The sequence below is a fragment of the Brevibacterium sp. 2SA genome, from assembly GCF_005502845.1.
Taxonomy (GTDB): domain Bacteria; phylum Actinomycetota; class Actinomycetes; order Actinomycetales; family Brevibacteriaceae; genus Brevibacterium.
This window is the reverse complement of sequence record NZ_SCMW01000006.1, coordinates 15,630-36,899: the sequence shown is the minus strand read 5'-3', so window position 1 is coordinate 36,899 and position 21,270 is coordinate 15,630. Positions and strand designations below refer to the sequence as shown.

At 69.7% G+C, this 21,270-nt stretch carries 24 protein-coding genes and 1 riboswitch; of the genes, 16 read left to right on the top strand and 8 right to left on the bottom strand.

From position 1 onward, the window contains the following. Positions 1-21: 21 nt before the first annotated feature. A complete protein-coding gene (locus FFS20_RS04195; RefSeq protein WP_137824672.1) occupies positions 22-633 on the top strand; it encodes a thymidine kinase in 612 nt (203 codons plus the stop codon). Positions 634-686: 53 nt separating this feature from the next. Here FFS20_RS04195 and FFS20_RS04190 read toward each other — a convergent pair whose 3' ends face one another. Then, entirely contained in the window at positions 687-1,328 is a 642-nt protein-coding gene (locus tag FFS20_RS04190; RefSeq protein ID WP_137824671.1) for a mismatch-specific DNA-glycosylase, read from the bottom strand. 48 nt (positions 1,329-1,376) lie between these two features. On the opposite strand from FFS20_RS04190, the gene FFS20_RS04185 reads away from it, so the two are divergent. Continuing rightward, the gene (locus FFS20_RS04185; RefSeq protein ID WP_137824670.1) at positions 1,377-1,856 is read left to right on the top strand and encodes an SRPBCC family protein; all 480 of its coding nucleotides are present in this window, start codon (positions 1,377-1,379) and stop codon (positions 1,854-1,856) included. On the opposite strand, the gene moeB is transcribed toward FFS20_RS04185, so the two are convergent. The 4 genes from moeB to thiO form a co-directional block, all read right to left on the bottom strand. Continuing rightward, the gene (gene moeB, locus FFS20_RS04180) at positions 1,840-2,994 is read right to left on the bottom strand and encodes a molybdopterin-synthase adenylyltransferase MoeB (protein WP_137824669.1); all 1,155 of its coding nucleotides are present in this window, start codon (positions 2,992-2,994) and stop codon (positions 1,840-1,842) included. The two genes, FFS20_RS04185 and moeB, sit on opposite strands and share 17 nt — an antisense overlap. Beyond that, positions 2,991-3,800 carry a thiazole synthase gene (locus FFS20_RS04175; RefSeq protein ID WP_137824668.1) on the bottom strand — a complete coding sequence of 270 codons (810 nt, stop codon included), beginning with the start codon at positions 3,798-3,800 and terminating at the stop codon, positions 2,991-2,993. Before FFS20_RS04175 ends, moeB begins: the two co-directional genes overlap by 4 nt. Position 3,801: 1 nt before the next feature. Continuing rightward, positions 3,802-4,038, bottom strand: a complete 237-nt coding sequence (gene thiS, locus FFS20_RS04170) for a sulfur carrier protein ThiS (protein ID WP_137824667.1) — start codon at positions 4,036-4,038, stop codon at positions 3,802-3,804. Next, positions 4,035-5,231, bottom strand: coding sequence for a glycine oxidase ThiO (gene thiO, locus FFS20_RS04165; RefSeq protein WP_137824666.1), 1,197 nt, complete (start codon positions 5,229-5,231; stop codon positions 4,035-4,037). Before thiO ends, thiS begins: the two co-directional genes overlap by 4 nt. Beyond that, a riboswitch (TPP riboswitch) is annotated at positions 5,222-5,324 on the bottom strand. It overlaps the preceding gene by 10 nt. 23 nt (positions 5,325-5,347) lie before the next feature. Here thiO and thiE point away from each other — a divergent pair. Both thiE and FFS20_RS04155 read left to right on the top strand, forming a co-directional pair. Beyond that, entirely contained in the window at positions 5,348-6,148 is an 801-nt protein-coding gene (gene thiE / locus FFS20_RS04160) for a thiamine phosphate synthase (RefSeq protein ID WP_137824665.1), read from the top strand. After that, complete coding sequence (locus FFS20_RS04155) at positions 6,145-7,059, top strand: 2-dehydropantoate 2-reductase (protein ID WP_137824664.1); 915 nt, start codon at positions 6,145-6,147, stop codon at positions 7,057-7,059. Before thiE ends, FFS20_RS04155 begins: the two co-directional genes overlap by 4 nt. On the opposite strand, the gene FFS20_RS04150 is transcribed toward FFS20_RS04155, so the two are convergent. Further along, complete coding sequence (locus FFS20_RS04150) at positions 7,013-7,801, bottom strand: DedA family protein (protein ID WP_249356653.1); 789 nt, start codon at positions 7,799-7,801, stop codon at positions 7,013-7,015. The two genes, FFS20_RS04155 and FFS20_RS04150, sit on opposite strands and share 47 nt — an antisense overlap. 148 nt (positions 7,802-7,949) lie before the next feature. Here FFS20_RS04150 and FFS20_RS04145 point away from each other — a divergent pair, with 148 nt between their 5' ends. Both FFS20_RS04145 and FFS20_RS04140 read left to right on the top strand, forming a co-directional pair. Then, the gene (locus FFS20_RS04145; protein ID WP_171006976.1) at positions 7,950-9,086 is read left to right on the top strand and encodes a histidine kinase; all 1,137 of its coding nucleotides are present in this window, start codon (positions 7,950-7,952) and stop codon (positions 9,084-9,086) included. Beyond that, positions 9,079-9,777 carry a response regulator transcription factor gene (locus FFS20_RS04140; protein ID WP_137824661.1) on the top strand — a complete coding sequence of 233 codons (699 nt, stop codon included), beginning with the start codon at positions 9,079-9,081 and terminating at the stop codon, positions 9,775-9,777. Before FFS20_RS04145 ends, FFS20_RS04140 begins: the two co-directional genes overlap by 8 nt. 145 nt (positions 9,778-9,922) lie before the next feature. Here the strand turns inward: FFS20_RS04140 and FFS20_RS04135 are convergent, their stop codons facing one another. Beyond that, a complete protein-coding gene (locus FFS20_RS04135; protein WP_137824660.1) occupies positions 9,923-10,642 on the bottom strand; it encodes a TetR/AcrR family transcriptional regulator in 720 nt (239 codons plus the stop codon). Between the two features lie 147 nt (positions 10,643-10,789). Between FFS20_RS04135 and FFS20_RS04130 the strand changes: the two genes are divergently transcribed. The 3 genes from FFS20_RS04130 (at position 10,790) to FFS20_RS04120 (ending at position 14,712) form a co-directional block, all read left to right on the top strand. Then, positions 10,790-12,106: an NAD(P)/FAD-dependent oxidoreductase gene (locus FFS20_RS04130; RefSeq protein WP_171006975.1), complete on the top strand. Its 1,317-nt coding sequence runs from the start codon at positions 10,790-10,792 to the stop codon at positions 12,104-12,106. Positions 12,107-12,166: 60 nt separating this feature from the next. Next, positions 12,167-13,663 carry an amino acid permease gene (locus FFS20_RS04125; protein ID WP_137824658.1) on the top strand — a complete coding sequence of 499 codons (1,497 nt, stop codon included), beginning with the start codon at positions 12,167-12,169 and terminating at the stop codon, positions 13,661-13,663. Between the two features lie 86 nt (positions 13,664-13,749). Further along, positions 13,750-14,712 carry an iron-siderophore ABC transporter substrate-binding protein gene (locus FFS20_RS04120; RefSeq protein ID WP_137824657.1) on the top strand — a complete coding sequence of 321 codons (963 nt, stop codon included), beginning with the start codon at positions 13,750-13,752 and terminating at the stop codon, positions 14,710-14,712. A 27-nt stretch (positions 14,713-14,739) separates the two neighbouring features. On the opposite strand, the gene FFS20_RS04115 is transcribed toward FFS20_RS04120, so the two are convergent. After that, positions 14,740-15,207 (bottom strand): NUDIX domain-containing protein, encoded by a 468-nt coding sequence (locus FFS20_RS04115; RefSeq protein ID WP_137824656.1) that lies wholly within the window; start codon positions 15,205-15,207, stop codon positions 14,740-14,742. A 78-nt stretch (positions 15,208-15,285) separates the two neighbouring features. On the opposite strand from FFS20_RS04115, the gene FFS20_RS04110 reads away from it, so the two are divergent. From FFS20_RS04110 to FFS20_RS04080, 7 genes are all read left to right on the top strand, one after another. Continuing rightward, on the top strand, positions 15,286-15,798 hold the full coding sequence (locus FFS20_RS04110) for an SRPBCC family protein (protein ID WP_137824655.1): 513 nt from the start codon (positions 15,286-15,288) through the stop codon (positions 15,796-15,798). Between the two features lie 16 nt (positions 15,799-15,814). Continuing rightward, on the top strand, positions 15,815-16,639 hold the full coding sequence (locus FFS20_RS04105) for an alpha/beta fold hydrolase (RefSeq protein WP_137824654.1): 825 nt from the start codon (positions 15,815-15,817) through the stop codon (positions 16,637-16,639). A gap of 99 nt (positions 16,640-16,738) precedes the next feature. Beyond that, positions 16,739-17,641: a sulfurtransferase gene (locus FFS20_RS04100; RefSeq protein WP_137824653.1), complete on the top strand. Its 903-nt coding sequence runs from the start codon at positions 16,739-16,741 to the stop codon at positions 17,639-17,641. After that, positions 17,641-18,120 (top strand): SufE family protein, encoded by a 480-nt coding sequence (locus tag FFS20_RS04095; RefSeq protein ID WP_137824652.1) that lies wholly within the window; start codon positions 17,641-17,643, stop codon positions 18,118-18,120. Before FFS20_RS04100 ends, FFS20_RS04095 begins: the two co-directional genes overlap by 1 nt. Positions 18,121-18,205: 85 nt before the next feature. Beyond that, the gene (locus FFS20_RS04090) at positions 18,206-19,273 is read left to right on the top strand and encodes an iron chelate uptake ABC transporter family permease subunit (protein ID WP_137824651.1); all 1,068 of its coding nucleotides are present in this window, start codon (positions 18,206-18,208) and stop codon (positions 19,271-19,273) included. Next, positions 19,270-20,382, top strand: coding sequence for an iron chelate uptake ABC transporter family permease subunit (locus FFS20_RS04085; protein ID WP_249356650.1), 1,113 nt, complete (start codon positions 19,270-19,272; stop codon positions 20,380-20,382). Before FFS20_RS04090 ends, FFS20_RS04085 begins: the two co-directional genes overlap by 4 nt. Then, complete coding sequence (locus FFS20_RS04080) at positions 20,379-21,248, top strand: ABC transporter ATP-binding protein (RefSeq protein WP_137824650.1); 870 nt, start codon at positions 20,379-20,381, stop codon at positions 21,246-21,248. The genes FFS20_RS04085 and FFS20_RS04080 overlap by 4 nt, the downstream gene beginning before the upstream one ends. The last annotated feature ends 22 nt before the right edge of the window (positions 21,249-21,270 follow it).

Sequence of the window (21,270 nt, the reverse complement as noted above, 5' to 3'; positions counted from 1 at the left end):
GCCTCGGGCTAGGCTGATCCCATGCACGCCAACGCTGCGCCTCCGGTCGGCCGCCTCGAAGTCATCACCGGTCCGATGTTCTCCGGCAAATCCGAAGAGCTCATGCGCCGTGTTCGGCGCGCCCGCATCGCGGGTGTCAACGCGCTCGTCATCAGCCATTCCCTCGACACCCGCGCCGAACTCTCGGCCGTCACCTCGCACATCGGGGTCAACATTCCCGCGATCCCCGTCGGCAACGTCACCGACCTCGCAGCGGTCGCCGCGACGGAGGACTTCGACCTCATCGCCATCGACGAAGCTCAGTTCTTCGGTCCCGACCTCGTCCCGGTCGTCGACGACCTTCTGGCCACGGGTGCCACGGTCATCGTCGAAGGCCTCTGCGTGACCTTCGACGGCGCTCCGTTCGAACCGCTGCCGACCTTCATGGCGCTCGCTGAGGACGTCACGAAGCTCACGGCAGTCTGCACGATCTGCGGCCGTGACGCCGTGTTCCATGAGCGCATAGCCGCGCAGCCAACCGGCGCCGCCACCGACATCGACGCCAGTCACGTCGGCGGCCTCGACTCCTATGTCGCCCGCTGCCGGGAGCACTTCGGTGAGGGAACGGCGCGCACCGTTCCGGACCGGCCATGAGCCCGGCACCTGACTCACCCTGATCCCGCGGCCCTGTCGTCAGCCGGGCAGCATCACTGCTCGATGGCAGTCCACGTCTCCCGCCAGATGTCGGCGAGCGCTGCGATGTTGTAATGCGCGTTCAACCCGCTCGGCTGCGGCACGACGCGCAGAGCGACGTCCTCCGGCCAGCCGGGAATGAGCGAGGTGTCCTGGACGCCGAGCGTCGCCTTCGGCTGGGAGAACGCGATCCGGAACGAGGTGATCCCGGCGATCGCCACGGCTGCCGGACGAATCTCGGCCAAGCGCTCGACGAGCCGGGCACCGCCGGCGCGCAGCTCCTCGTTCGTCAGCTCGTCGGCCCGGGCAGTGGCCCGTCCGACGAGGTTGGTGATTCCGATGCCCCGGGAGAGCAGATGCTCCTCGTCCTCGGCGGAGAGACCGAGAGAGGCATCGACGAGGTGATCGGTCAGCCCGCCCCGATGGAGCGAGGGCCAGAAGCGATTGCCCGGACGTGCGAAGGGCGCATTGACCGCCGCCGTCCACAGTCCCGGATTGATGCCGACGATGAGCAGAGAGAGTTCTCCCGGCGCGGCCGGGAGAACATCATCGATGGCGTCGGGATCGTCGGTGGCGAACTGCGCGAGGTCGTCCTTCGTCGGCTTCCGCCCGCCGAGCGGCGATGGTCTGCGGGGTCGGCGATTTTCGGCTGGCACGCCACCCAGACTACCGTCGAAGGACGACGCGTCGAACGGAGGCCCGCCATGAGCCACGAGCACACCCGGCCCCGCCCCGGTGAGTCCGCGCCCTTCCACTTCGAGTCGGTGTGGCGGGTGGCCGATCCCCTCGCAGCGGTGTGGTCGGTCCTCACCGACGTCGAGGCCTGGCCGCAGTGGTGGCCGGGCATCGCCGTGGCCACCACAGACGACTCCGGTGTGCACCCCGGCAGCCGCGCGGGGATCACCGTGCGCAGCCCCCTCGGCGTCGCGTTCGACATCACGCTGTCCATCGAGGGTCTCACTCCTGCGCGGCAGGTGCGCCTCGTCGCCGACGGCGATCTGCGCGGCGTCGGCGTCTGGACCCTCGCGCGCACCGGGCCGCTCACCGCGATCTCTTCGACCTGGTGCGTGACGACGCGCCGGCGATCGGTCCGGGTCCTCAGACCGGTCTCCGCCGGCATGCACGGCTTCGTCATGCGAGCAGGCGAGGACGGACTCCGCCGCCGCCTCAGCGCACTGGCGTAGACCCCGCCGCAGCCCACGCCTCGATGCCTCCGGCCAATGACCGAATGCGGACGTCCGGCGGCACCTCGCTGCTCATTGCCGAGATGGCGCGAGCCGACCGCACCCCCGACTTGCAGTGGACGACGATGTCGGTGGCAGGGCCGACCGCCTCGGCGAGGGACTGCCAACCGCGGTCGACGACGTCGGCAAGCGGGACGTGCACGCTGCCGGGGATCGCCTCGAGCTCCCGCTCCCACGCCTCCCGAACATCGACGATCACCGGCGACGGCGTGAGTGCGCGGACATCGTCGACCGTGACCTCTGCAACCCCGACCATAGCCGGGGATCCCACCGCCGGTGCCGCACAGGCGAGGGCCACCTCGGTGAGATCGGTGACAGCGGGCCGGTCCGGGTCGGGCGAGAAGCGCAGCGTCGTCAACGTCGTGCTCAGCGCATCGACCCGCAGCAGGCGGCCGAGCAGGGGATCGCCGATACCGCAGATGAGCTTGATCGCCTCAGCGGCCATGACCGACCCGACGAGACCGCAGAGCACCCCGAGCACCCCGCCCTCGGCACAGCTCGGCACGGAATCGGCATCGGGGATGTCGGGGAAGAGGTCACGCAGCATCGGACCGTGACCGGGGAAGAACGTGCTCACCTGTCCCTCGAATCGGAAGATCGTTCCCCACACGAGCGGTGTGCCGGTGAGTTCGGCGACGTCGTTGGACAGGTAGCGGGTCGCGAAGTTGTCCGCCCCGTCGATGACGAGGTCGTGGCCGGCGAAGAGTTCGAGGGCATTGTCCGGGCTCAGCCGCTCGGCGATGGTCTCGACGGTGAGAGCGGGATCGAGCCGGAGCAGGGCGTCACGTGCGGACTCGACCTTGGGACGGCCGACATCGGCATCCCGATGAAGGATCTGGCGCTGCAGGTTCGAGACGTCGACGACGTCGTCGTCGATGACGGTCAGCTGCCCGATCCCAGCCGCTCCGAGGTACTGGAGGACCGGGGCACCGAGACCGCCGGCGCCGATGACGAGGACTTTCGCCGTGCGCAGGCGGCGCTGACCGGTCACCCCGACATCGGGCAGGCTGAGATGCCGAGAGTAGCGGGCGATCTCCGCGGGGGTGAGCTCGGGTCCGGGGTCGACGAGCGGTCTCACGGCCCCATCACCAGGTTCTCGACCGAGGTCGTGCGGGCGGTCTCCGCGGTGACCCGTCCGTCGTCGGGGGACGAGGCCAGTGCAAGCGGTCGTTTGGGGATCCGTCCCGCCCCGGCCGCCAGACGACCGGCGTCGACGGCGAGCCGCATCGCCTGCGCCATCGCCGGGGCGTCGTGCGCACGAGTGACGGCGGAGGCGAGCAGCACCGCGGTGCACCCGAGCTCCATGGCCAGGGCGGCATCCGAGGCGGTGCCGATGCCCGCGTCGAGGATGACGGGCACCTGGGCGCGGGAGACGATCGTCTCGATGTTGTGCGGGTTGAGGATGCCCAGGCCCGAACCGATCGGAGCGCCGGCGGGCATGACCGCGGCGGCCCCGGCGTCCTCGAGCCGCTTCGCCAGTGCCGGATCGTCGTTCGTGTAAGCGAAGACCGTGAAGCCGTCGAGGACGAGCTCCTCGGTGGCGCGGAAGAGTTCGACAGGGTCGGGCAGCAGGGTGTCCTCGTCGGCGATGACCTCGAGTTTGACCCAGTTCGTCTCGAGCGCCTCGCGGGCGAGCTGAGCGGTGAGTACGGCATCGCGGGCCGTGTAGCAGCCGGCCGTGTTCGGCAGTGAGCGGATGCCCAGCCGTTCGAGGAGCGCGAACACCGAATCCCTGGCTTCGGCGTCGAAGCGGCGGATCGCGACCGTCGTCAGCTCTGTCGCCGAGGCGGTCAGGGCGTCCTCGAGGATGCGCAGGGTGCTCGCCCCACCCGTGCCCATGACGAGGTGGGAGTCGAAGGTCACGGTGTCGATGGTCCAGCTCATATCAGCCTCCCTGGACTGCGGTGACGATGTCGACGGTGTGGCCGTCGGTGATGGTGAAGCCGGCCCACAGGCCGCGGCGCACGACTTCGCCGTCGACGGCGAGGGCCACCCCGAGGCGGCCGCCGTCGACCGGGGTGCCGTCCTCGCTCAGCTGCCGTCCGGTGATGTCCTCGACGAGGGTGCGGGCGGTCGTGCCCGCGGTGATGTCCCGGCGGTCGCCGTTGAGAGTGATGGTCATGATCCCTTCCTTGCTGTCAGCAGTGGCGCAGCAGGTGGCTGCGGTGATGGTGGCGGGTCGGCCTCGAACCGTCCCGGTGCCACGGCCTCGCGCGCACCGACGGGCAGCCACGCGGAGTCGGCGCCGAGGACGAGATCCGCGCCGAGGCGGGCGCCGAACGGTGCGAGGAGCACCCCGTGGCGGAAGTACCCGGTGGAGACGACGAGACCGGGGTCGCTGCGGCCGAGCAGTGGGAGGTCGTCGGGCGAACCGGGCCGGGCTCGCGCGGTGATCTCCGTGATCTCACACCCCAGGAGTCCGGGCACGAGCCGTTCGGCGTCGTGGAGGAGACGGTGGACGCCCTCGGCGAGGATGCCGGTCTGACCGTCCTCCCGGGACGTCGCCCCGAGGACGAGCTCCCCATCGGGCCGCGGCACGACGTAGACGGGCCGACCGGCGACGAGTCCCCGGATCGTGCGGGTGAGCAGCGGCGGCGCGTCGGGGTCCGAGCGGAGCCGGATGACATCGCCGTGGACGGCCCGCAGCGGCAGCGGCGGAGCCCCGGCGATCGCATTGTGCGCCATGCCTGCGGCGAGCACGACCTGATCGGCGCGGGCTCGGCGCCCCGAGGCGAGCACGACTCCGGTCGTCCGAGCCGGGGCTTCGCCGGCCGGTGACCCCTCCTCGCCGACCAGCCCTGTCACCCGATCCTCGATGACGCGGTCACCGAGGACGGTGAGCAGCGCGCGCGTCACCCGCCGGGGATCGATCGCATGATCGCCGGGAATGAGGACGGCCCCGCACACACCGGGAGCCAGGGCGGGTTCGAGGTCGCGGGCCCGGGATCCGGTGACCAGGTCGAGGTCGGAACCGGCCGCGGACTGAAGGGCGCTGAGTTCGCGCAGGGCCGTGAGATCCGCGCGGTCCCCGGCGCAGACGAGCGTGGCGGTCGTCGTCTCCCCGAGGTTGGCCCCCGAATCCCGGGTCAGTGCCGCAGTGAAGTCGGGGTAGAGGTCGGCGGAGACGCGCATGAGCGGAAACAGCGGAGTCTGGCCCCACGCGATCTCGGCGGCAGGGGCGATCATCCCGGCCGCGGCCGACGTGGCACCCGTGCCCGGGTGCGGATCGATGACGGTGACGGCCGCCCCGCGCCGGTGCAGCTCCCACGCCGTGGCCAGGCCGATGATCCCGGCGCCGACGACGATGACGTCCATGCGATTCTCCCTCCGGCGGCATGACCCGCATCAGGTGAGGCGGTCGGCACGAAGCCCTCTCAGCCTCCCAGCGAGGCTCCCGCGAACTCCTCTACTCTAGGAGCATGGTTCCCACGATGCCAACGTCTCCCGCAGTGCAAGACCCCGTCACCGCCCCTGCTGAGCACGCGGGCCACCCGGTCGACCGCGACGCCTCCGGGTCGGATGCCGCGCGGACCCGTGCGCTCGCCTCCGCCCGGCTCTACCTCTGCACCGACGCCCGCACGCAACAAGGCGACCTCGGTGAGTTCCTCGACGCCGCCTACGCCGGGGGCGTCGACATCATCCAGCTCCGCGACAAGGGTCTCGAAGCGCGGGAGGAGATCGCCGCCCTCGAGATCCTCCGCGATGCCGCGCGCCGGCATGGGAAGCTCTTCTCCGTCAACGACCGTGCCGATGTCGCCCTCCTCGTCGGCGCCGACGTCTTCCATGTCGGGCAGGGCGACCTGACGAGCGCGCAGGCCCGTACGGTGCTCGGCGACGACGTCATCCTCGGCCGGTCCACGCACTCGGTCGAGCAGGCGCTCGCCGCAGCCGCCGACCCGGAGATCGACTACTTCTGCGTCGGCCCCGTGTGGGAGACCCCGACGAAGCCGGGCCGCCCGGCCGCCGGACTCGATCCGCTGGCGGCGGTGAGCGGGAGGACGGAGAAGCCGTGGTTCGCGATCGGCGGGATCTCCGCCGGTGACCGTCTCCGGGCGGTGCAGGAGACCGGGGCGACGCGCATCGTCGTCGTCCGCGCGATCACCGAGGCGCCTGACCCCGCCGAGGCGGCCGCTCGGCTGCGCGCGCAGCTGACTTCCGCTGACCCCGACACGACCACCGACACGACCACCGACACGACCACTGACTCGACCACGAAGGACGGCACCCTGTGACAATCCTCATCGCCGGAGCCGGGGCGACCGGCGGCGCCTTCGGCACCCGCCTCGTCGAAGCCGGGCGCGACGTCGCCTTCCTCGTCAGGCCCGCCCGTGCCGAGGCTCTGAGAGAGACCGGACTGCGATTCATCGCCCCCGACGAGGACCGGACGAACCCGGTGACCGTGACGACGGCGGAGGAGCTCGCAGCCGACCCCACCCCGGTCGACCTCGTCCTCGTCGCCGTCAAGGCCGGTGCCCTCGAATCGATCATCGCCGACCTTCGCCCGGCCGTCGGACCCCAGACCCTCATCATCCCGTTCCTCAACGGGATGGCGCAGATCGGCCGCCTCGAGGCGGAGTTCCCCGGACAGGTGCTCGGCGGACTCGTCAAGATCGTCGGCACGATGCGCGGAGCCGACATCGTCCAGATGACGGATCTCGCGACGATGACGATCGGCCGCCTCGGCGGGGGAGAGGTCCCACCCGCGGTCATCGACGCGCTCGACGTCCCGGGCTTCCGGCTCCAGGTCATCGACGGCATCGACGACGCCCTGTGGGAGAAATGGGTGTTCATCGCCGCGGCCGGAGTCGTCACGTGCCTCTTCCGGGCACCGGTGGGCGCGATCATGGCCGCGGGCGGCGAACCCCACGTCGTGGGGATCATCGACGAACTCGAAGCCGTCGCCATGGCCGCCGGCCACCCGGTCTCGGCGCGGGCGCGCGCCGCCACCCTCTCGATGCTCACCGCCGAGGGCTCCGCTTTCACCTCCTCGCTCTACCGCGACGTCACGGCCGGGCTGCCGAACGAGACCGAGCACATCCTCGGCCACCTCCAGAGCACGGCGCGCGACCTCGGCGTGCCCACCCCGCTGCTCGACCTCACTCTCGTGCAGCTGCGAGCAGGCGAGTTCGACCGGAGCGCGTGAGGCGGCCGCGCTCTGCGGTCGGGACACACTCCCGTGGCCCGACCGCAGCTGCCGTGGGCTCGGGCACCGCGGGCTCGAGGACAGCGGTGCCGGCCTCGTCTCCGTCAGATTCGGAACCTCCGGATGCGGGCTCGGCAACAGCGGTCCTCCGCTTCACACGGAGACGGCGGACCGCCTCGGCGAGGGTGGTGAGGGTGAGCGCGATGCCGACGCCGAGGACGACACCCCACAGCGGCTGATCAGCGAAGACGGCCCCACCGAGGAGCCCGATGCCCGTCGAGTAGGCCGCCCACGCCAGCGCCCCGAGGACGTCTGCGGCGAGGAACCGGGGCAGGGGATAGCGAAGCATCCCCGAGGCGATCGTCGTCGCCGTCCGCCCGCCGGGGATGAACCGCCCCGCGACGAGCATCGCACCGCCCCGAACGGCGAACATCTCCGCCGTCGAGGCAAGCAGTCTGCGCAGCCGGGCCGACCGGACCCACCGGTCGGTGGCGCGGCTGCCACCGCGGCCGACGAGGTGGGCGGCGAGATCGCCGAGGAGCGCACCGACGGTCGCCGCCGCGATGATGCCCACCGCAGCCGGACTGCCGGTCACGGCGTACGCGGCGGCGGTGATGACGACGGTCTCCGAGGGCACGATCGGAACGAGGGAGTCGAGGGCGGCGACGACGGCGATGAGGAGATAGAGCCACGGGGAGGTCAGCGTCTGGTGGATGAGGTCGAGAGCGAAGTCCATGGTCATCGACCCTAGTGACGCAGCCGTGGCCGCCGGTACGAGGCGGAGCGCAGACCGCGGGCGGGCTCACCCGAGCCGACGATGCGGAAAACCGGAACGAGAAGTGAGGTCTGACCCCTCCAGACGCCCTGACCTGCGTTGCTACGATCGAGCCATGCCGTGGCCCGCGACGATCCCGCGCGAACCCCGCATGTTCCTGAAGCGGTGGTCGCTCTCCGTGCTCGGGGTGCTGTGGGGCGGCCTGCTGTGCCTGCCGCTGCTGCTCGCCGCATGCTTCCCGCCCGCCTCGGCGCTCTCCCGCCGCGTCCTGGCCTGGGAGCGGAACCGGCAGGAGCGGACCTTGGGCATCGTGCTCGCCGACGCCCGGCCGGGGCGCGGATTCTTCGCCCTGACCGGCCTCGTCGCCCTCCTCATCGCCGTGCCCGTGGTCAATCTCCTCACCGGCTTCGTCTTCGTCACCCTCGGCGCGCTCATCCAGGGCCTGTTCGCCGGCGGCGGGGTGACGATCAGCTTCTCACTGTGGACGATGAGCCAGCCGCTGCTGCTCGTCGGAGTCCTCTACGGGGCGGCGAACCTCATCGGCGCGGTCCTCCTCGCCGAACTCGGCAACTGGCTGCACGGGCGCATCGACGCCTCCGCCGGGCAGGTGAGCCGACCGACCGCCGTCCACAGCCGCATCACGGAGCTCATCACCACCCGCCGCGGGGTCGTCGTCGCCATCGACGACGAACGCCGCCGCATCGAACGCGACCTCCACGACGGGGTGCAGCAGAACGTCGTGTCCCTGTCCGTCCTCATCGCCCGGGCCCGCCGGGCACAGGACCCGGAGAAGGCGGCCGCCCTCCTCGACAGTGCGCTCGTCCAGTCCCAGGACCTCATCGACGAGATGCGCGAGGTGGCATGGCGGGTCTATCCGACGGCCCTCGACGAGCACGGGCTGGCGTCGGTGCTCACGCGCATCGCCAACCACTGCCCGGTGCCGGTGTCCATCCTCGAGCAGCCGGGCAGGCGCATCCCGCAGGCCGTCGAATCGGCCGCGTACTTCGTCGTCCGCGAAGCCGTGACGAACGTCGTCAAGCACGCCGACGCCTCGGCGATCACCATCCGCGTCCACGACGGCGGGTCCGCGCTGGTCGCCGAGGTGGTCGACGACGGCCGGGGAGGCGCCGACCTGCGCGGGGGCGGGCTCCAGGGCCTCTCCCGGCGGGTCAGCGCACTCGACGGCCGACTCGAGATCATCAGCCCCGAGGGTCAGGGCACGACAGTGAGAGCGGAGATCCCCTATGACTGAGCCCACCCGCACGAATGCGCCGACGCCGGCGACCCCTGACGCGCTGCGCGTCGTCCTCGCCGACGACGCCGTCCTCCTGCGGGAGGGTGTGCGCAGTCTCCTCGAGGACGAGGGGATCTCCGTCGTCGCCTCCGTCGATGACGGAACCCAGCTGCTCGCCGCCGTCGACGCCCTGTCCCCGCAGCTGGCGATCGTCGACGTGCGGATGCCGCCGACGCATACGACGGAGGGCCTCGAGGCGGCGCTGACGATCAAGCGCACCCACCCGGACATCGGGGTGCTCGTGCTCAGCCAGTACGTCCTCCACGAGTACGCGACCGAGCTGCTCAGCTCCGAATCGGTCGGTGTCGGCTACCTGCTGAAGAACCGGGTCACCGACATCGACAGGTTCCTCGACTCGGTCATGCGCATCGCCGCCGGCGGCACCGTCATCGACCCCGAGGTCGTCCGGCAGCTCCTGCGCACCTCGGAGCGGCAGTCGACGCTCGAGGCGCTCAGCCCCCGGGAGCACGACGTCCTCGAGGCGATGGCCGAGGGCCTGTCGAACCGCGGCATCTCAGAGCGCCTCTACGTCTCGATCAGCTCGGTGGAGAAGGCGATCAGCGCGATCTTCGACAAACTCGACCTCCAGGCAGGAGAGACGACGAGCCGCCGGGTCGCAGCGGTCCTGCGCTTCCTCGACCGCACGTGAGGCCACTCTGATCTCCGCTCGGGCTCGGATCCCGAAGCGCTGACCCAGATCCGCTGATTCGACGAGGATGCCGTCGACTGCGCACATGGGCTGCGCCGGCCAGCCGTCGCACCGTGGGTGATCCGCGGTCAATCGTCTGCCATCCTCAGTCGTCTGCTGCCGCGATGAGACGCCTGAGAAGGTGGAACTGCTCAGCGCCGAGCCGAGCGATCGCCCCCGCCCGCGTCTCGTCCGGACCCGCTCCCGCCTGCGCCGAGAAGGTCGAGTCCGCCGTCTGTGCCGCCTCGGCCGGATCGTCGTCCGATAGCGCCCCGGTGCCATCCCGGGGCGCGGGGACGGTTGTGCGCAGCGTCCACTCGTCGAAGGCCCGAAGCAGCGTCGTGACCGCCATGGTCTGCAGCCGGGGCGAGACCGCTGCGTCGACGGCACCGGTGCGGCGTCCGACGATGAGGACCTCGTCAAGCCAGTGATCGATCGCGCGGTGGAAATCGCGGAGCGCTGGGTGCTGGGGATCGGTCCAGACGATGCGCCACAGCAGATCGAGTGCCTCGCTGGACGGCCAGACTCGCATCGCCTCATCCCATGTCGCCGAGGCGGTCGCCCAGAAATCGGGGGCGAAATCCTTCGGCGAAGGCGGGCTCCAATCGTCGCGGGCCCGGTCGACGAGGGTGGAGACGACGAGGCCGAGCAGCTCGTCCTTCGAGTCGAAGGCGTGGTAGAACGAACTCTTGCTCATCCCGCACGCAGCGATGATCCGGTTGAGCGACGCCTGACTCGCCGCATGCGAGGCGAACTCGTGGGCGGCTGCGGCGATGAGAGCATCGCGCTTGCCGGGGGCCATGCGCGCGAGGGCAGTGTCGGACATGAGCCGATCGTAGCAAGCCGGCCCCACTGTATGGACTAGGTAGTCCACAGAATGCTATCGTCAGTGGACCAGGCGGTCCACGACGTCATCGACGGACCGAGATCAGGGCATCACCGAACCACAGGACCCCACGAGAGAGCGGGCATCATGATCAGTGCGACCAGCTTCGACGTGCAGCTCCGCGCCGCTTCCAGTGACGACCTGCGCATTCTCGTCGTCGGTGCGGGGATCGCCGGGTTGACGATCGCCCAGCTGCTGCGGGCGCAGGGACGACACCCGGTGCTCATCGAACGCTCCCGAGACGCCGCTCGGCTCACCAGCGAGAGCGGAGCCGGTTACATGCTCGCACTCATGCCCCTCGTCGACCCGGTCTTCTCCGCCCTGGGCAACCGAGAGGCGTATGAGCAGGCGAGCACCGCCATCGACTCCTTCGACTTCCACTCCCATCGTGGGGCGCTCATCTCCTCGGGAGACATCGGCAGTCTGCTCTCTGAGTTCGGCGACTATCGCGGCATCTCCCGGGGACGGCTCATCGACGTGCTCGCGCTCGGCGGATGCCCGGTCTCCTTCGGCACCGAAGTGAGCGGACTGATCGAACGCACCAGCCGCGACTCTCGGGGCGGTGCTGCCCCTCCGAGCGGCGCGGTTCCCGATCGCCGTGTCCATGTCGACCTGGTCGGTGAGGCCGGTGCGGGGCATTCAGCGGAATTCGATCTCGTCATCATCGCCGACGGGCTCCATTCGACGACTCGGGACCTCGTCCTCGGCCGCGGCGAAGCCGAGTCTCTCGACACGACGTGGGGCGGCTGGGTGACGTGGACGGCCGCTGACGGGTCTCCGCACACGGGCAGTGAGGTCTGGGGAGACGGCTTCTTCCTCGGCTCCTACCCGGTCCGTGATCGCCTCGGCGTCTTCCTCGGCGGCCCTGACACGCGTCAGCCCCTCGGTCCGCGCCGGTTCGCCGCCGAGGTCCGCCGACGGTTGCGGACGGCGACCCCGCGGCTCGACGCGGCGCTGGCCGCCTTCGACACAGCAGATGAACTGTTCTACTGGCCGCTGCGCGATGTGCGCTGCGGCCGCTGGACGACGGGATCGACCGTTCTCCTCGGCGATGCGGCCGCAGGGTTCCTCCCGACCGCGGGCGTGGGAGCGGCCATGGCGATGGAATCCGCCTGGGTACTCAGCCGCGTGCTCGACGGTGCCGGGTTCGCGACGCTCGAGACGGACCTCGCCCGATTCGAGGCTCTGGCCAGGCCGCGGGTCGAACGGGCACAGGACAACTCGCGGAACCTCGCGAGGATGATGTTCCGCGATTCGGCGCTGCTCGCCGCAGTCCGCAGCGAAGTCTTCCGTTTCGTCAGCGTACGGACCGCCCTTGCGCCGATCGTCGGGCTGCTCGACGACAGGGTGACCGATGCGATGATCGCCGCGACCCTCGCGCGCCCACCGCTCGCGTCACCGTGATGTGATAAGAATGGCCGGGGCCCGCAACCGGGACCCGACCGAACGCGATCAGGGGACACGATGCCACAGCCGACCACCTCGGCGACGACCACCCGGAACGAGAACTCCCGGGAACTCAAGCGGGGACTGCGGTCGCGTCACCTGCAGATGATCGCGATCGGCGGCGCCATCGGCACCGGCCTCTTCCTCGGATCGGGCGGCACGATCTCCCAGGCCGGCCCCGGCGGGGCGCTGCTCGCGTACGCCGTCATCGGGATCATGGTCCTCTTCGTCATGCAGTCCCTCGGCGAGATGTCGACCCATCTGCCCGTCGCCGGGTCCTTTCACACGTACGGCTCGAAGTACGTCAGCCCCTCCTTCGGCTTCGCGATGGGCTGGAACTATTGGTTCAACTGGGCGATCACCCTGGCCGCCGAACTCGTCGCCGCCGGTGTCATCATGTCGTTCTGGCTACCCGACGTCCCGTCATGGGTGTGGGCGGCCGTCTTCCTCGCCCTCCTCACCGGCCTCAACTTCCTCTCGGCCCGCGCCTTCGGCGAAGGCGAGTTCTGGTTCGCCGCGATCAAGGTCACAGCCGTGCTCGCGTTCCTCGTCCTCGGCGTGCTCATGATCGCCGGCATCATCGGCGGCAGCTCACCGGGACTGAGCAACTGGACGACCGGGGAGGCGCCGTTCGTCGGCGGGTGGGTCTCGATCATCTCCGTGTTCATGATCGCCGGCTTCTCCTTCCAGGGCACGGAGCTCGTCGGGGTCACCGCGGGCGAATCCCGGGACCCTCGTCGCGACATGCCGCGGGCGATCCGGACCGTATTCTGGCGGATCATGCTCTTCTACATCGGGGCGATCGTCGTCATCGGATTCCTTCTGCCCTACACGGATCCGTCGCTGCTGGCTGCGGCGGACAACGACGACATCACCGCGTCGCCGTTCACCCTCGTCTTCGAGCGCGCGGGCATCGCCGTGGCCGCGAGCGTGATGAACGCCGTCATCCTCACCGCGATCCTCTCCGCCGGCAACTCCGGACTCTACGCCTCGACCCGCATGCTCTACGCGATGGCGAAGGACGGCACCGCCCCACGGCTGTTCGCCCGTCTCAACGCCCGCGGGGTACCCGTCATGGCCCTCTTCGCGACCGCGTTCATCGGGCTCTTCGGATTCCTCACCGAGGTGATGGGCGACGGCGCGGCGTACACCTGGCTCATCAACGTCTCCGGTCTCTCAGGATTCATCGTGTGGATCGGCATCGCCTGGTGCCACTTCCGCTTCCGTCGCGCCTACGTCCGCCAGGGCCATGACGTCGCCGCCCTGCCCTACCGGGCACCGCTCTTTCCCATCGGGCCGATCATCGCGCTCATCATGCTCATCGTCGTCGTCGCCGGACAGAACATCGAAGCCGTCGTCGACGGACGCGTCCTCGAAGTCGCCTCCGCCTACATCGGCCTTCCCGCCTTCCTTCTCGTGTGGGGCGTCTACCGGCTCGTCAAGGGTCGCCCTGCCGGACTCGTGCCCCTGGGGAAGGTCGACGTCGGCGGACTCGAGATCAGACCCGAGCGCTGAGCTCGGGCACGGGTGGCCGGTGGCGTTCACCCCACGCCCTGTCATGGATTAAGCTAGGCTTGCCTAAACTCCGAAGAAAGAGATCCATGCGCAGAATCCTCGCCCCCATCCTCGCCTCCGTCCTCCTGCTCACCGCCTGTTCCGGCGGCGGCGCCGACGATGCGGAGACGGCCGCGACCGGGGCCAGCGTCGACACGAAGTTCGGTGCCGTCGAGGTCCCCGCCGACCCGCAGCGCGTCGTGGCCTTGGGCTGGGGTGACGCGGAGACGGCGCTGGCGCTCGGCGTCCAGCCCGTCGGCGCCTCCGACTGGGTCGAATTCGGCGGCTCCGGCGTCGGCCCGTGGGCGGAGCAGCTCTACGACACCCCGCCGGAGATCATCGCGACCCTCGAACCCGACTATGAGGCGATCGCCGCGCTCGAACCCGACCTCATCCTCGACACGAAGAGCTCGGGCGAGCAGGAGCGCTACGACCGTCTCAGCGAGATCGCCCCGACCGTCGGTCCGCCCGAGGGCGGCGACAACTACCTCACGTCGATGGATCAGCAGGTGACGATGGTCGCCGAAGCCCTCGGCGAGGAGGACAAGGGCAAGAAGCAGCTCGAGGACCTCGACGCCGAGTTCGCGGCCGCCCGGGACGCCAACCCCGAGTTCGCGGGCAAGTCAGTGACCGTGGCGGCGAAGACCTCCGAGGGCTGGGGCGCCTACATCAAGGGCACCGAGCGAGTGCAGTTCATGGAGAACCTCGGCTTCACGCAGTCGTCGACGATCGACGGACTCAAGCCGGAGGGCTTCACGGTGCCGGTGTCGGAGGAGAAGCTCGACGACCTCGACGCGGACCTCCTCCTCGTCTTCCCCATCTACATCCCTGACTCCGAGGTCACCGATGATCCCGCATTCCAGCGGATCCCCGCGGTCGCCGACGGCCGCTCGGTCGTGCTCACCCAGGACGACGACGAAGTGCGGAAGGCGTTCTCGCTCAACTCCGTGCTCTCGGCGCGCTACGCCGCGCAGACGATGCCGGAGCTCCTCAAGCCCGCGGTCAAGTAGCGGCGTGCGGCAGGCGGCGCGAGAACCTCACCGCCTGCTCGCCCGCTTCGCCTCATCAGCCCGCCACGCTTCGAGTCCGACGTCGATGATGCGGGCGTGGCGGATCCGCGCGAGTGCCGGAATCGAGATCCACTCGGCCCTGTCGGTCGTGCCGTCGACCTCGAGGGTGCCGAGGCTGCCGCCGACGATCCGCGCAAGATAGACGACCCGCACACCCTTGAAGGGGCGCCCGCTGCGGCGGTGCTTCTCCGTGAAGCTGTGCGTCGTCAGCGGGCGGAGGAGTTCGGCGTCGAACCCCGTCTCCTCCCGGATCTCCCGCACGGTGCCGTCTTCGATGCTCTCCTCGTAGTCGATGCCTCCGCCCGGCAGCGTCCACAGGGCACGGTTGGGCTCGCCACCGCCGTTGAACCAGCTGAGCAGGATCTCATCGCTGTCGTTGACGATCACGGCGTAGCCGGCGACGCGCGTGTCGTATTCGGAGAAGTGCAAGTCCATGTCCACACCCTACCCATGAGTTGAGAGCGCCCTCGGCGCGGACTTCCCAATTCCCATCCCCGTGCCTAGGCTGAGGCCATGGCCGACACGCGCGCAGCACGCTCCCAGACGACCTATCCCGGCGACAAGATGTCGAGCACCCGCGTCATCGCAGCTTCACCGGCGGAGATCTTCGCCGTGCTCGCCGATCCCGGCCGCCACCAGGACACCGAACCCGGCGACTGGGTGCGCTCGGCGATCTCGGCCGAACCGATCACCCGCGTCGGACAGGTCTTCTCGATGAACATGTTCCTTGAGCAGGCCGGCGGCGCCTACCGGATGGACAACGTCGTCACCGCCTTCGAACCCGACACGGCGATCAGCTGGGATCCCGGCCAGGACGACGGCACGGGCGACGTCGCCGTCGGCGGCTGGCGCTGGCGTTATGACCTTGCCCCTGTCGACGGGGGCACCGAGGTGACTCTGACCTACGACTGGTCGGGGACGACGCAGGCGGTGCGCGATGATTTCGGGGGCTTCCCGGTCTTCCCGCCGGCCTTCCTCGACGCCTCCCTGGCGGCGCTGGCGAAGACGGTGACAGGGCGCCGCTGACGGGTAGGCTGGTGACGTGAGTGAGATCGCCAGCAGACGCATCGGAGACACGGGGAAGCTCATCGTCTTCCTCCACGGACTGTTCGGGCGCGGCAAGAACTTCGCGTCGATCGCGAAGGCCCTGAGCCCGGAGTTCTCGAGCCTCCTCATCGACCTCCCCGATCACGGGGAATCGGCGTGGACGGACGCCTTCAGCTACGTCGCGACCGCGGATGCCGTGGCCGCCGCCATCACCGAGGCGACCGATCCTGAGGATCGCCCCGTCCACCTCGTCGGCCATTCCCTCGGGGGCAAGGCGGCGATGGTGCTCGCACTGCGCCACCCCGACCTCGTCGACCGCCTCGTCGTCGTCGACATCGCCCCGAGCGGCGGGGGAGACGTCGGCACATTCGACCACCTGCTGACGAGCCTCGCCGAGCTCGACCTCGACACCGTGGCCTCACGCACCGAGGCGGACGCGGCGCTCGCGGAGAAGATCCCCGACCCGACGGTGCGCGGCTTCCTCCTGCAGAACCTCAGACCGGATTCGGGCGGCTACGCGTGGCAGCCGAACCTCACGATGCTGCGGGCGAACCTCCCGGTCATCGGCGGCTTTCCGGAGGAGTCCGACCTCGTCGATGCGGCCACCGGTGCGACCCGGTTCCCCCGCCCCGTGCTCTGGGTCGCCGGCGCGGAATCGGACTACATCGACCGTGCACAGCTGCCGCTCATGCGCTCCTTCTTCCCCCGGACCACGCTCGTCACCGTCAAGGGGTCGGGACACTGGGTCCATTCGGAGAAGCCCGAGGCGTTCGTGACGGCTCTGCGGACGTTCCTCAACCGACCGGAATATGCTGGCTGAACACGGCGTTGTCGCCACAGAGGACGCTGCCTCGACCGCCGAGGCGACGGCAGCGGCCTCGGACACGCTGAACTGACATCGATCCCACAGGAGGAACGCGTGAGCGCACCCATCGACCAGACTCCCAAGTTCGCCGACTACGCCGACGGATCCCGCCTGGTGAGCACCGACTGGGTGGCCGAGCATGCGAGCGATCCCGGCGTCGTCATCGTCGAAAGCGACGAGGACGTCCTCCTCTACGAGACCGGCCACATCCCCGGCGCCGTCAAGGTCGATTGGCACACCGAGCTCAACGACCCCGTCTCCCGTGACTATGTCGACGGTGCGGGGTTCGCGGCGCTCATGGCCGCCAAGGGGATCTCCCGTGACGACACCATCGTCTTCTACGGCGACAAGTCCAACTGGTGGGCCGCCTACGCACTGTGGGTGTTCTCGCTCTTCGGCCACGCCGATGTCCGCCTGATGGACGGCGGCCGTGCGAAGTGGGAGGCCGAGGGCCGGGAGATGACGACCGAGAAGCCGCAGCGGGAGACCACCGACTACCCGGTCGTCGAGCGCGACGATACGACGCTGCGGGCCTTCCTGCCCGAGGTCAGGGACGGACTCGGCACACGCCCGCTCATCGACGTCCGCAGCCCCGAGGAGTACAGCGGCGAACGCACCCACATGCCCGCGTACCCCGAGGAGGGCGCCCTGCGCGGCGGTCACATCCCCGGGGCGCAGTCGGTGCCGTGGGCGAAGGCCGCGAACGAGGACGGCACCTTCCGGACCGCGGACGAGTTGCGCGCCATCTACACCGACGGCGCGGGACTCGGCACCTCCGACGACGTCATCGCGTACTGCCGGATCGGGGAGCGCTCGAGCCACACGTGGTTCGTCCTCCAGCACCTCCTCGGCTACGACCACGTCCGCAACTACGACGGATCGTGGACGGAGTGGGGCAACGCGGTGCGCGTGCCGATCGCCACGGGCACCGAACCGGGCGACGTGCCGGCGCGCTGATGGCCGAGGACATCATCACCTCCGACCTGCCGGACTCGCTGGCCGAGATCGTCACCGACTTCGCCGAGACCGAACCGGCCGAGCGGCTCCAGCTGCTCCTCGAGTTCTCGAGTGAGCTGCCCGAGCTGCCGGCGAAGTACGCCGATCACCCCGAGCTCCTCGAACCGGTGCCCGAATGCCAGTCGCCGATCTTCCTCGTCACCGAGGTCGACGACCCCGAGAGCGGAGAGCAGGCGACCGTGCGCCTCCACTTCTCCGCCCCGCCCGAGGCGCCGACGACCCGCGGGTTCGCCGGCATCCTCTCGGAAGGCCTTGACGGGCAGTCCGCGGCGACGGTGCTCTCCGTGCCCGCGGACCTGCCTCTGCGGCTGTCGCTGACCGAGGCGGTGAGCCCGCTGCGACTGCGGGGGATGAGCGGAATGCTCTCGCGCATCCAGCGTCAGGTTTCTGAGAGGATCGGCAAGATCACATCCGCATGAGCGCGGAGGCGGTTGGCTGAGCGACGCATGTGGGCTAGATTGTGGTTAGCCTGTCCTTAATCAATCGACCTCTGAGGATCTTCCGATGACTGCTCTCGCCACCCCCGCCTCGGCGACAGCAGACTCTCCTTCGAAGCCCTCGACCTCGACCGCACTCAGGGCGAGACGCACCATCGGCCTCGTCATCGCGCTCATCGCGCTCGTCGTCGTCATCCTCGCCTCCCTCGCGATCGGCACGCGGGACATGCCGGTCTCGGAGGTCATCGGCGCATTCGTGGCCCCCTCCGGCAGCGACGATCAGCTCGTCGTCCTCGAGCTGCGGTACCCGCGGACCGTGCTCGGCATCATCGTCGGCATGGGACTCGGGCTGTCCGGGGCGCTCATCCAAGCGCTCACCCGCAACCCGCTCGCCGATCCCGGCATCCTCGGCGTCAATGCCGGGGCGTCGTTCGCCGTCACCGTCGGCATCGGCTTCTTCGGCATCACCTCGATCAGCGGCTACGTCTGGTTCGCCTTCCTCGGCGCCCTGCTCGCGACGACCGGCGTCTACGTCATCGGCTCCGCCGGACGCACCCGCACGGTCGATCCCATCCGGCTCACCCTCGCCGGGGTCGCCGTGGCCGCGGTGCTCACGGGACTGACGAAGGGCATCCTGCTGACCAACGAACGCGCGTTCGACGCGTTCCGCTCGTGGGACGTCGGCGCGATCGCCGGCCGCGGCTTCGACACGGTCTCCGCGGTCGTCCCGTTCATCGCGATCGGCATCGTCCTCGCGCTTGCGCTCTCGCACTCGCTCAACGCCGTCGCCCTCGGCGACGATCTCGCCGCGAGCCTCGGCACCTCGGTCAACCGCACGCGGATCCTCTCGATCATCGCCGTCACCCTCCTCGCCGGAGCCGCCACCGCAGCGGCCGGTCCGATCGGCTTCATCGGACTGATGATCCCGCACATCGCGCGGTGGATCGTCGGTCCCGACCAGCGGTGGATCCTGAGCTATTCGCTCATCCTGTCCCCGATCCTCCTGCTCGCCTCCGACATCATCGGCCGGGTCGTCATGAAGCCCGGTGAGCTGCAGGTCGGAGTCGTCACCGCGTTCGTCGGCGCCCCCGTCCTCATCGCGCTCGTGCGCCGGAAGAAAGCGAGCGGCCTGTGAACCCGACATCAGCAGGTGCGGACACCAGGCCGGTCCGCGAACTCGTCCCCGGCAAGGGCGCGGCCGCGGGGGAGCGGATCGACTTCGGTCGGCCGATGGCCCGGGTGGTCGGTCACCGCATCGACGTCCGTGTCGTCGTGGCCGCCGGCATCGTCGCGCTCCTCGCCCTCGTCTGCGGCTTCTTCGGCCTTCTCCTCGGCGAGTTCTCCCTCACTCCCACCGAGGTGTTCGAGGGTCTCTTCGGAGCCGCTGACAAGCGCATCGTCAACACTGTCGTCGGCGAATGGCGGGCCCCGCGGATCGTCGCCGGCATCGTCCTCGGCGCCGGCCTCGGCGTCTCCGGTGCCGTCTTCCAGTCGCTGACGCGCAATCCGCTCGGCAGTCCGGACATCATCGGCTTCTCCACCGGCGCCTACACCGGCGGCATCGTGACGATCATCTTCTTCGGGTCGAGCTTCGTCTCCACCGCCTTCGGCGCGATCGTCGGCGGCATCCTCACCGCCGTCCTCGTCTACGTCCTCACGTGGAAAGGCGGTGTCCAGGGCTTCCGACTCATCATCGTCGGCATCGCGCTCACGGCAATGCTCAGCGCCTTCAACACGTGGCTGATCATGCGCGCCGACCTCGACCTCGCGATGGCCGCCGCCACGTGGGGTGCCGGCACCCTCAACGGCATGGGCTGGTCGACGATCCTGCCGGCGACGATCGCCACGATCGTCCTCGGCGTCGCCTGCGGACTCTTCTCCCGCGACCTCGGCACGCTTGAGCTCGGCGACGACACCGCGAAGGCTCTCGGGGTGCGCAACGAACCCGTGCGGGCGGCGCTCATCCTCGTCGCCGTCGCGCTCGTCGCCGTGGTCACCGCCGCTGCCGGTCCGATCGCCTTCGTCGCCCTCGCCGCCCCGCAGATCGGACGGCGCATTGCGAAGTCGCAGGGCACGAGCCTGCTCATGGCCGCCGCCGTGGGCGCGCTCCTGCTCGTCGGGGCCGACCTCATCGCCCAGCACGCTCTGGGTGAGATCCAACTTCCCGTCGGAGTCGTCACCGTGTGCATCGGCGGCGTCTACCTCATCTGGCTACTCGTCCAAGAAGCTCGGAGGGCACAATGAGCGCTCACACCATGGCCGCAGACCTCGCATCCTCAGGGGTCGGCGCCCCGGCGCCGCTGATGGCGGAGAACCTCGACCTCGCCTATGACCAGCGCCAGATCGTCACCGACCTCGATGTGCGGATCCCGGAGGGGAAGTTCACCGTCATCGTCGGGCCGAATGCGTGCGGCAAGTCGACGCTGCTGCGTGCCCTCGCGCGTCTCCTGCCGCCGGCCAAGGGGACCGTCCTCCTCGACGGCACCGACATCACGAAGCTGAAGACGAAGCAGATCGCCAAGCGCCTCGGCCTGCTGCCGCAGAGTTCGATCGCCCCGGAGGGCATCACGGTCGGCGAACTCGTCGCACGTGGCCGCCACCCGCATCAGTCCTTCCTCAAGCAGTGGACGGATGACGACGAGATCGCCGTGCTCTCCGCGCTGCGAGCGACGAACACCGAGGAGCTGTCGGCCCGTCAGGTCGATGAGCTCTCCGGCGGTCAGCGGCAGCGGGTGTGGGTCGCGATGGTGCTCGCCCAGGAGACGCCGCTGCTCCTCCTCGACGAGCCGACGACGTTCCTCGACGTCGCCTTCCAGATCGAACTGCTCGACCTCTTCGCGCAGCTCAACCACGAGCACGGGCACACCCTCGTCGCCGTGCTCCACGACCTCAATCAGGCGTGCCGTTACGCCGACGAGATCATCGCGATGAAGGACGGCGCGATCGTCGCCCAGGGTGCCCCCTCGCAGATCGTCACCGCTGAGCTCGTCCACGATGTGTTCGGCATCGACTGCAGCGTCATCGACGACCCTGTCACCGGCGCGCCGATGATCGTGCCCGGCCCGCCGAAGAAGACCTTCGCCGACCGTGCGGAGAAGGCCAGCGCCTGAGGGGTGCGCGGCCGCTCAGCTG

Bases quoted from the DNA above. Each gene is read 5' to 3' on its own strand.
- FFS20_RS04185 (WP_137824670.1), top strand. From the start codon at position 1,377: ATGAGCCACGAGCACACCCGGCCCCGCCCCGGTGAGTCCGCGCCCTTC.
- FFS20_RS04195 (WP_137824672.1), top strand. From the start codon at position 22: ATGCACGCCAACGCTGCGCCTCCGGTCGGCCGCCTCGAAGTCATCACC.
- FFS20_RS04080 (WP_137824650.1), top strand. From the start codon at position 20,379: ATGAGCGCTCACACCATGGCCGCAGACCTCGCATCCTCAGGGGTCGGC.
- FFS20_RS04130 (WP_171006975.1), top strand. From the start codon at position 10,790: ATGATCAGTGCGACCAGCTTCGACGTGCAGCTCCGCGCCGCTTCCAGT.
- thiS (WP_137824667.1), bottom strand. From the start codon at position 4,038: ATGACCATCACTCTCAACGGCGACCGCCGGGACATCACCGCGGGCACG.
- thiE (WP_137824665.1), top strand. From the start codon at position 5,348: ATGCCAACGTCTCCCGCAGTGCAAGACCCCGTCACCGCCCCTGCTGAG.
- FFS20_RS04140 (WP_137824661.1), top strand. From the start codon at position 9,079: ATGACTGAGCCCACCCGCACGAATGCGCCGACGCCGGCGACCCCTGAC.
- FFS20_RS04175 (WP_137824668.1), bottom strand. From the start codon at position 3,800: ATGAGCTGGACCATCGACACCGTGACCTTCGACTCCCACCTCGTCATG.
- FFS20_RS04150 (WP_249356653.1), bottom strand. From the start codon at position 7,801: ATGACCATGGACTTCGCTCTCGACCTCATCCACCAGACGCTGACCTCC.
- FFS20_RS04115 (WP_137824656.1), bottom strand. From the start codon at position 15,207: ATGGACTTGCACTTCTCCGAATACGACACGCGCGTCGCCGGCTACGCC.
- FFS20_RS04145 (WP_171006976.1), top strand. From the start codon at position 7,950: ATGCCGTGGCCCGCGACGATCCCGCGCGAACCCCGCATGTTCCTGAAG.
- FFS20_RS04135 (WP_137824660.1), bottom strand. From the start codon at position 10,642: ATGTCCGACACTGCCCTCGCGCGCATGGCCCCCGGCAAGCGCGATGCT.
- FFS20_RS04090 (WP_137824651.1), top strand. From the start codon at position 18,206: ATGACTGCTCTCGCCACCCCCGCCTCGGCGACAGCAGACTCTCCTTCG.
- thiO (WP_137824666.1), bottom strand. From the start codon at position 5,231: ATGGACGTCATCGTCGTCGGCGCCGGGATCATCGGCCTGGCCACGGCG.
- FFS20_RS04125 (WP_137824658.1), top strand. From the start codon at position 12,167: ATGCCACAGCCGACCACCTCGGCGACGACCACCCGGAACGAGAACTCC.
- FFS20_RS04095 (WP_137824652.1), top strand. From the start codon at position 17,641: ATGGCCGAGGACATCATCACCTCCGACCTGCCGGACTCGCTGGCCGAG.
- FFS20_RS04110 (WP_137824655.1), top strand. From the start codon at position 15,286: ATGGCCGACACGCGCGCAGCACGCTCCCAGACGACCTATCCCGGCGAC.
- FFS20_RS04120 (WP_137824657.1), top strand. From the start codon at position 13,750: ATGCGCAGAATCCTCGCCCCCATCCTCGCCTCCGTCCTCCTGCTCACC.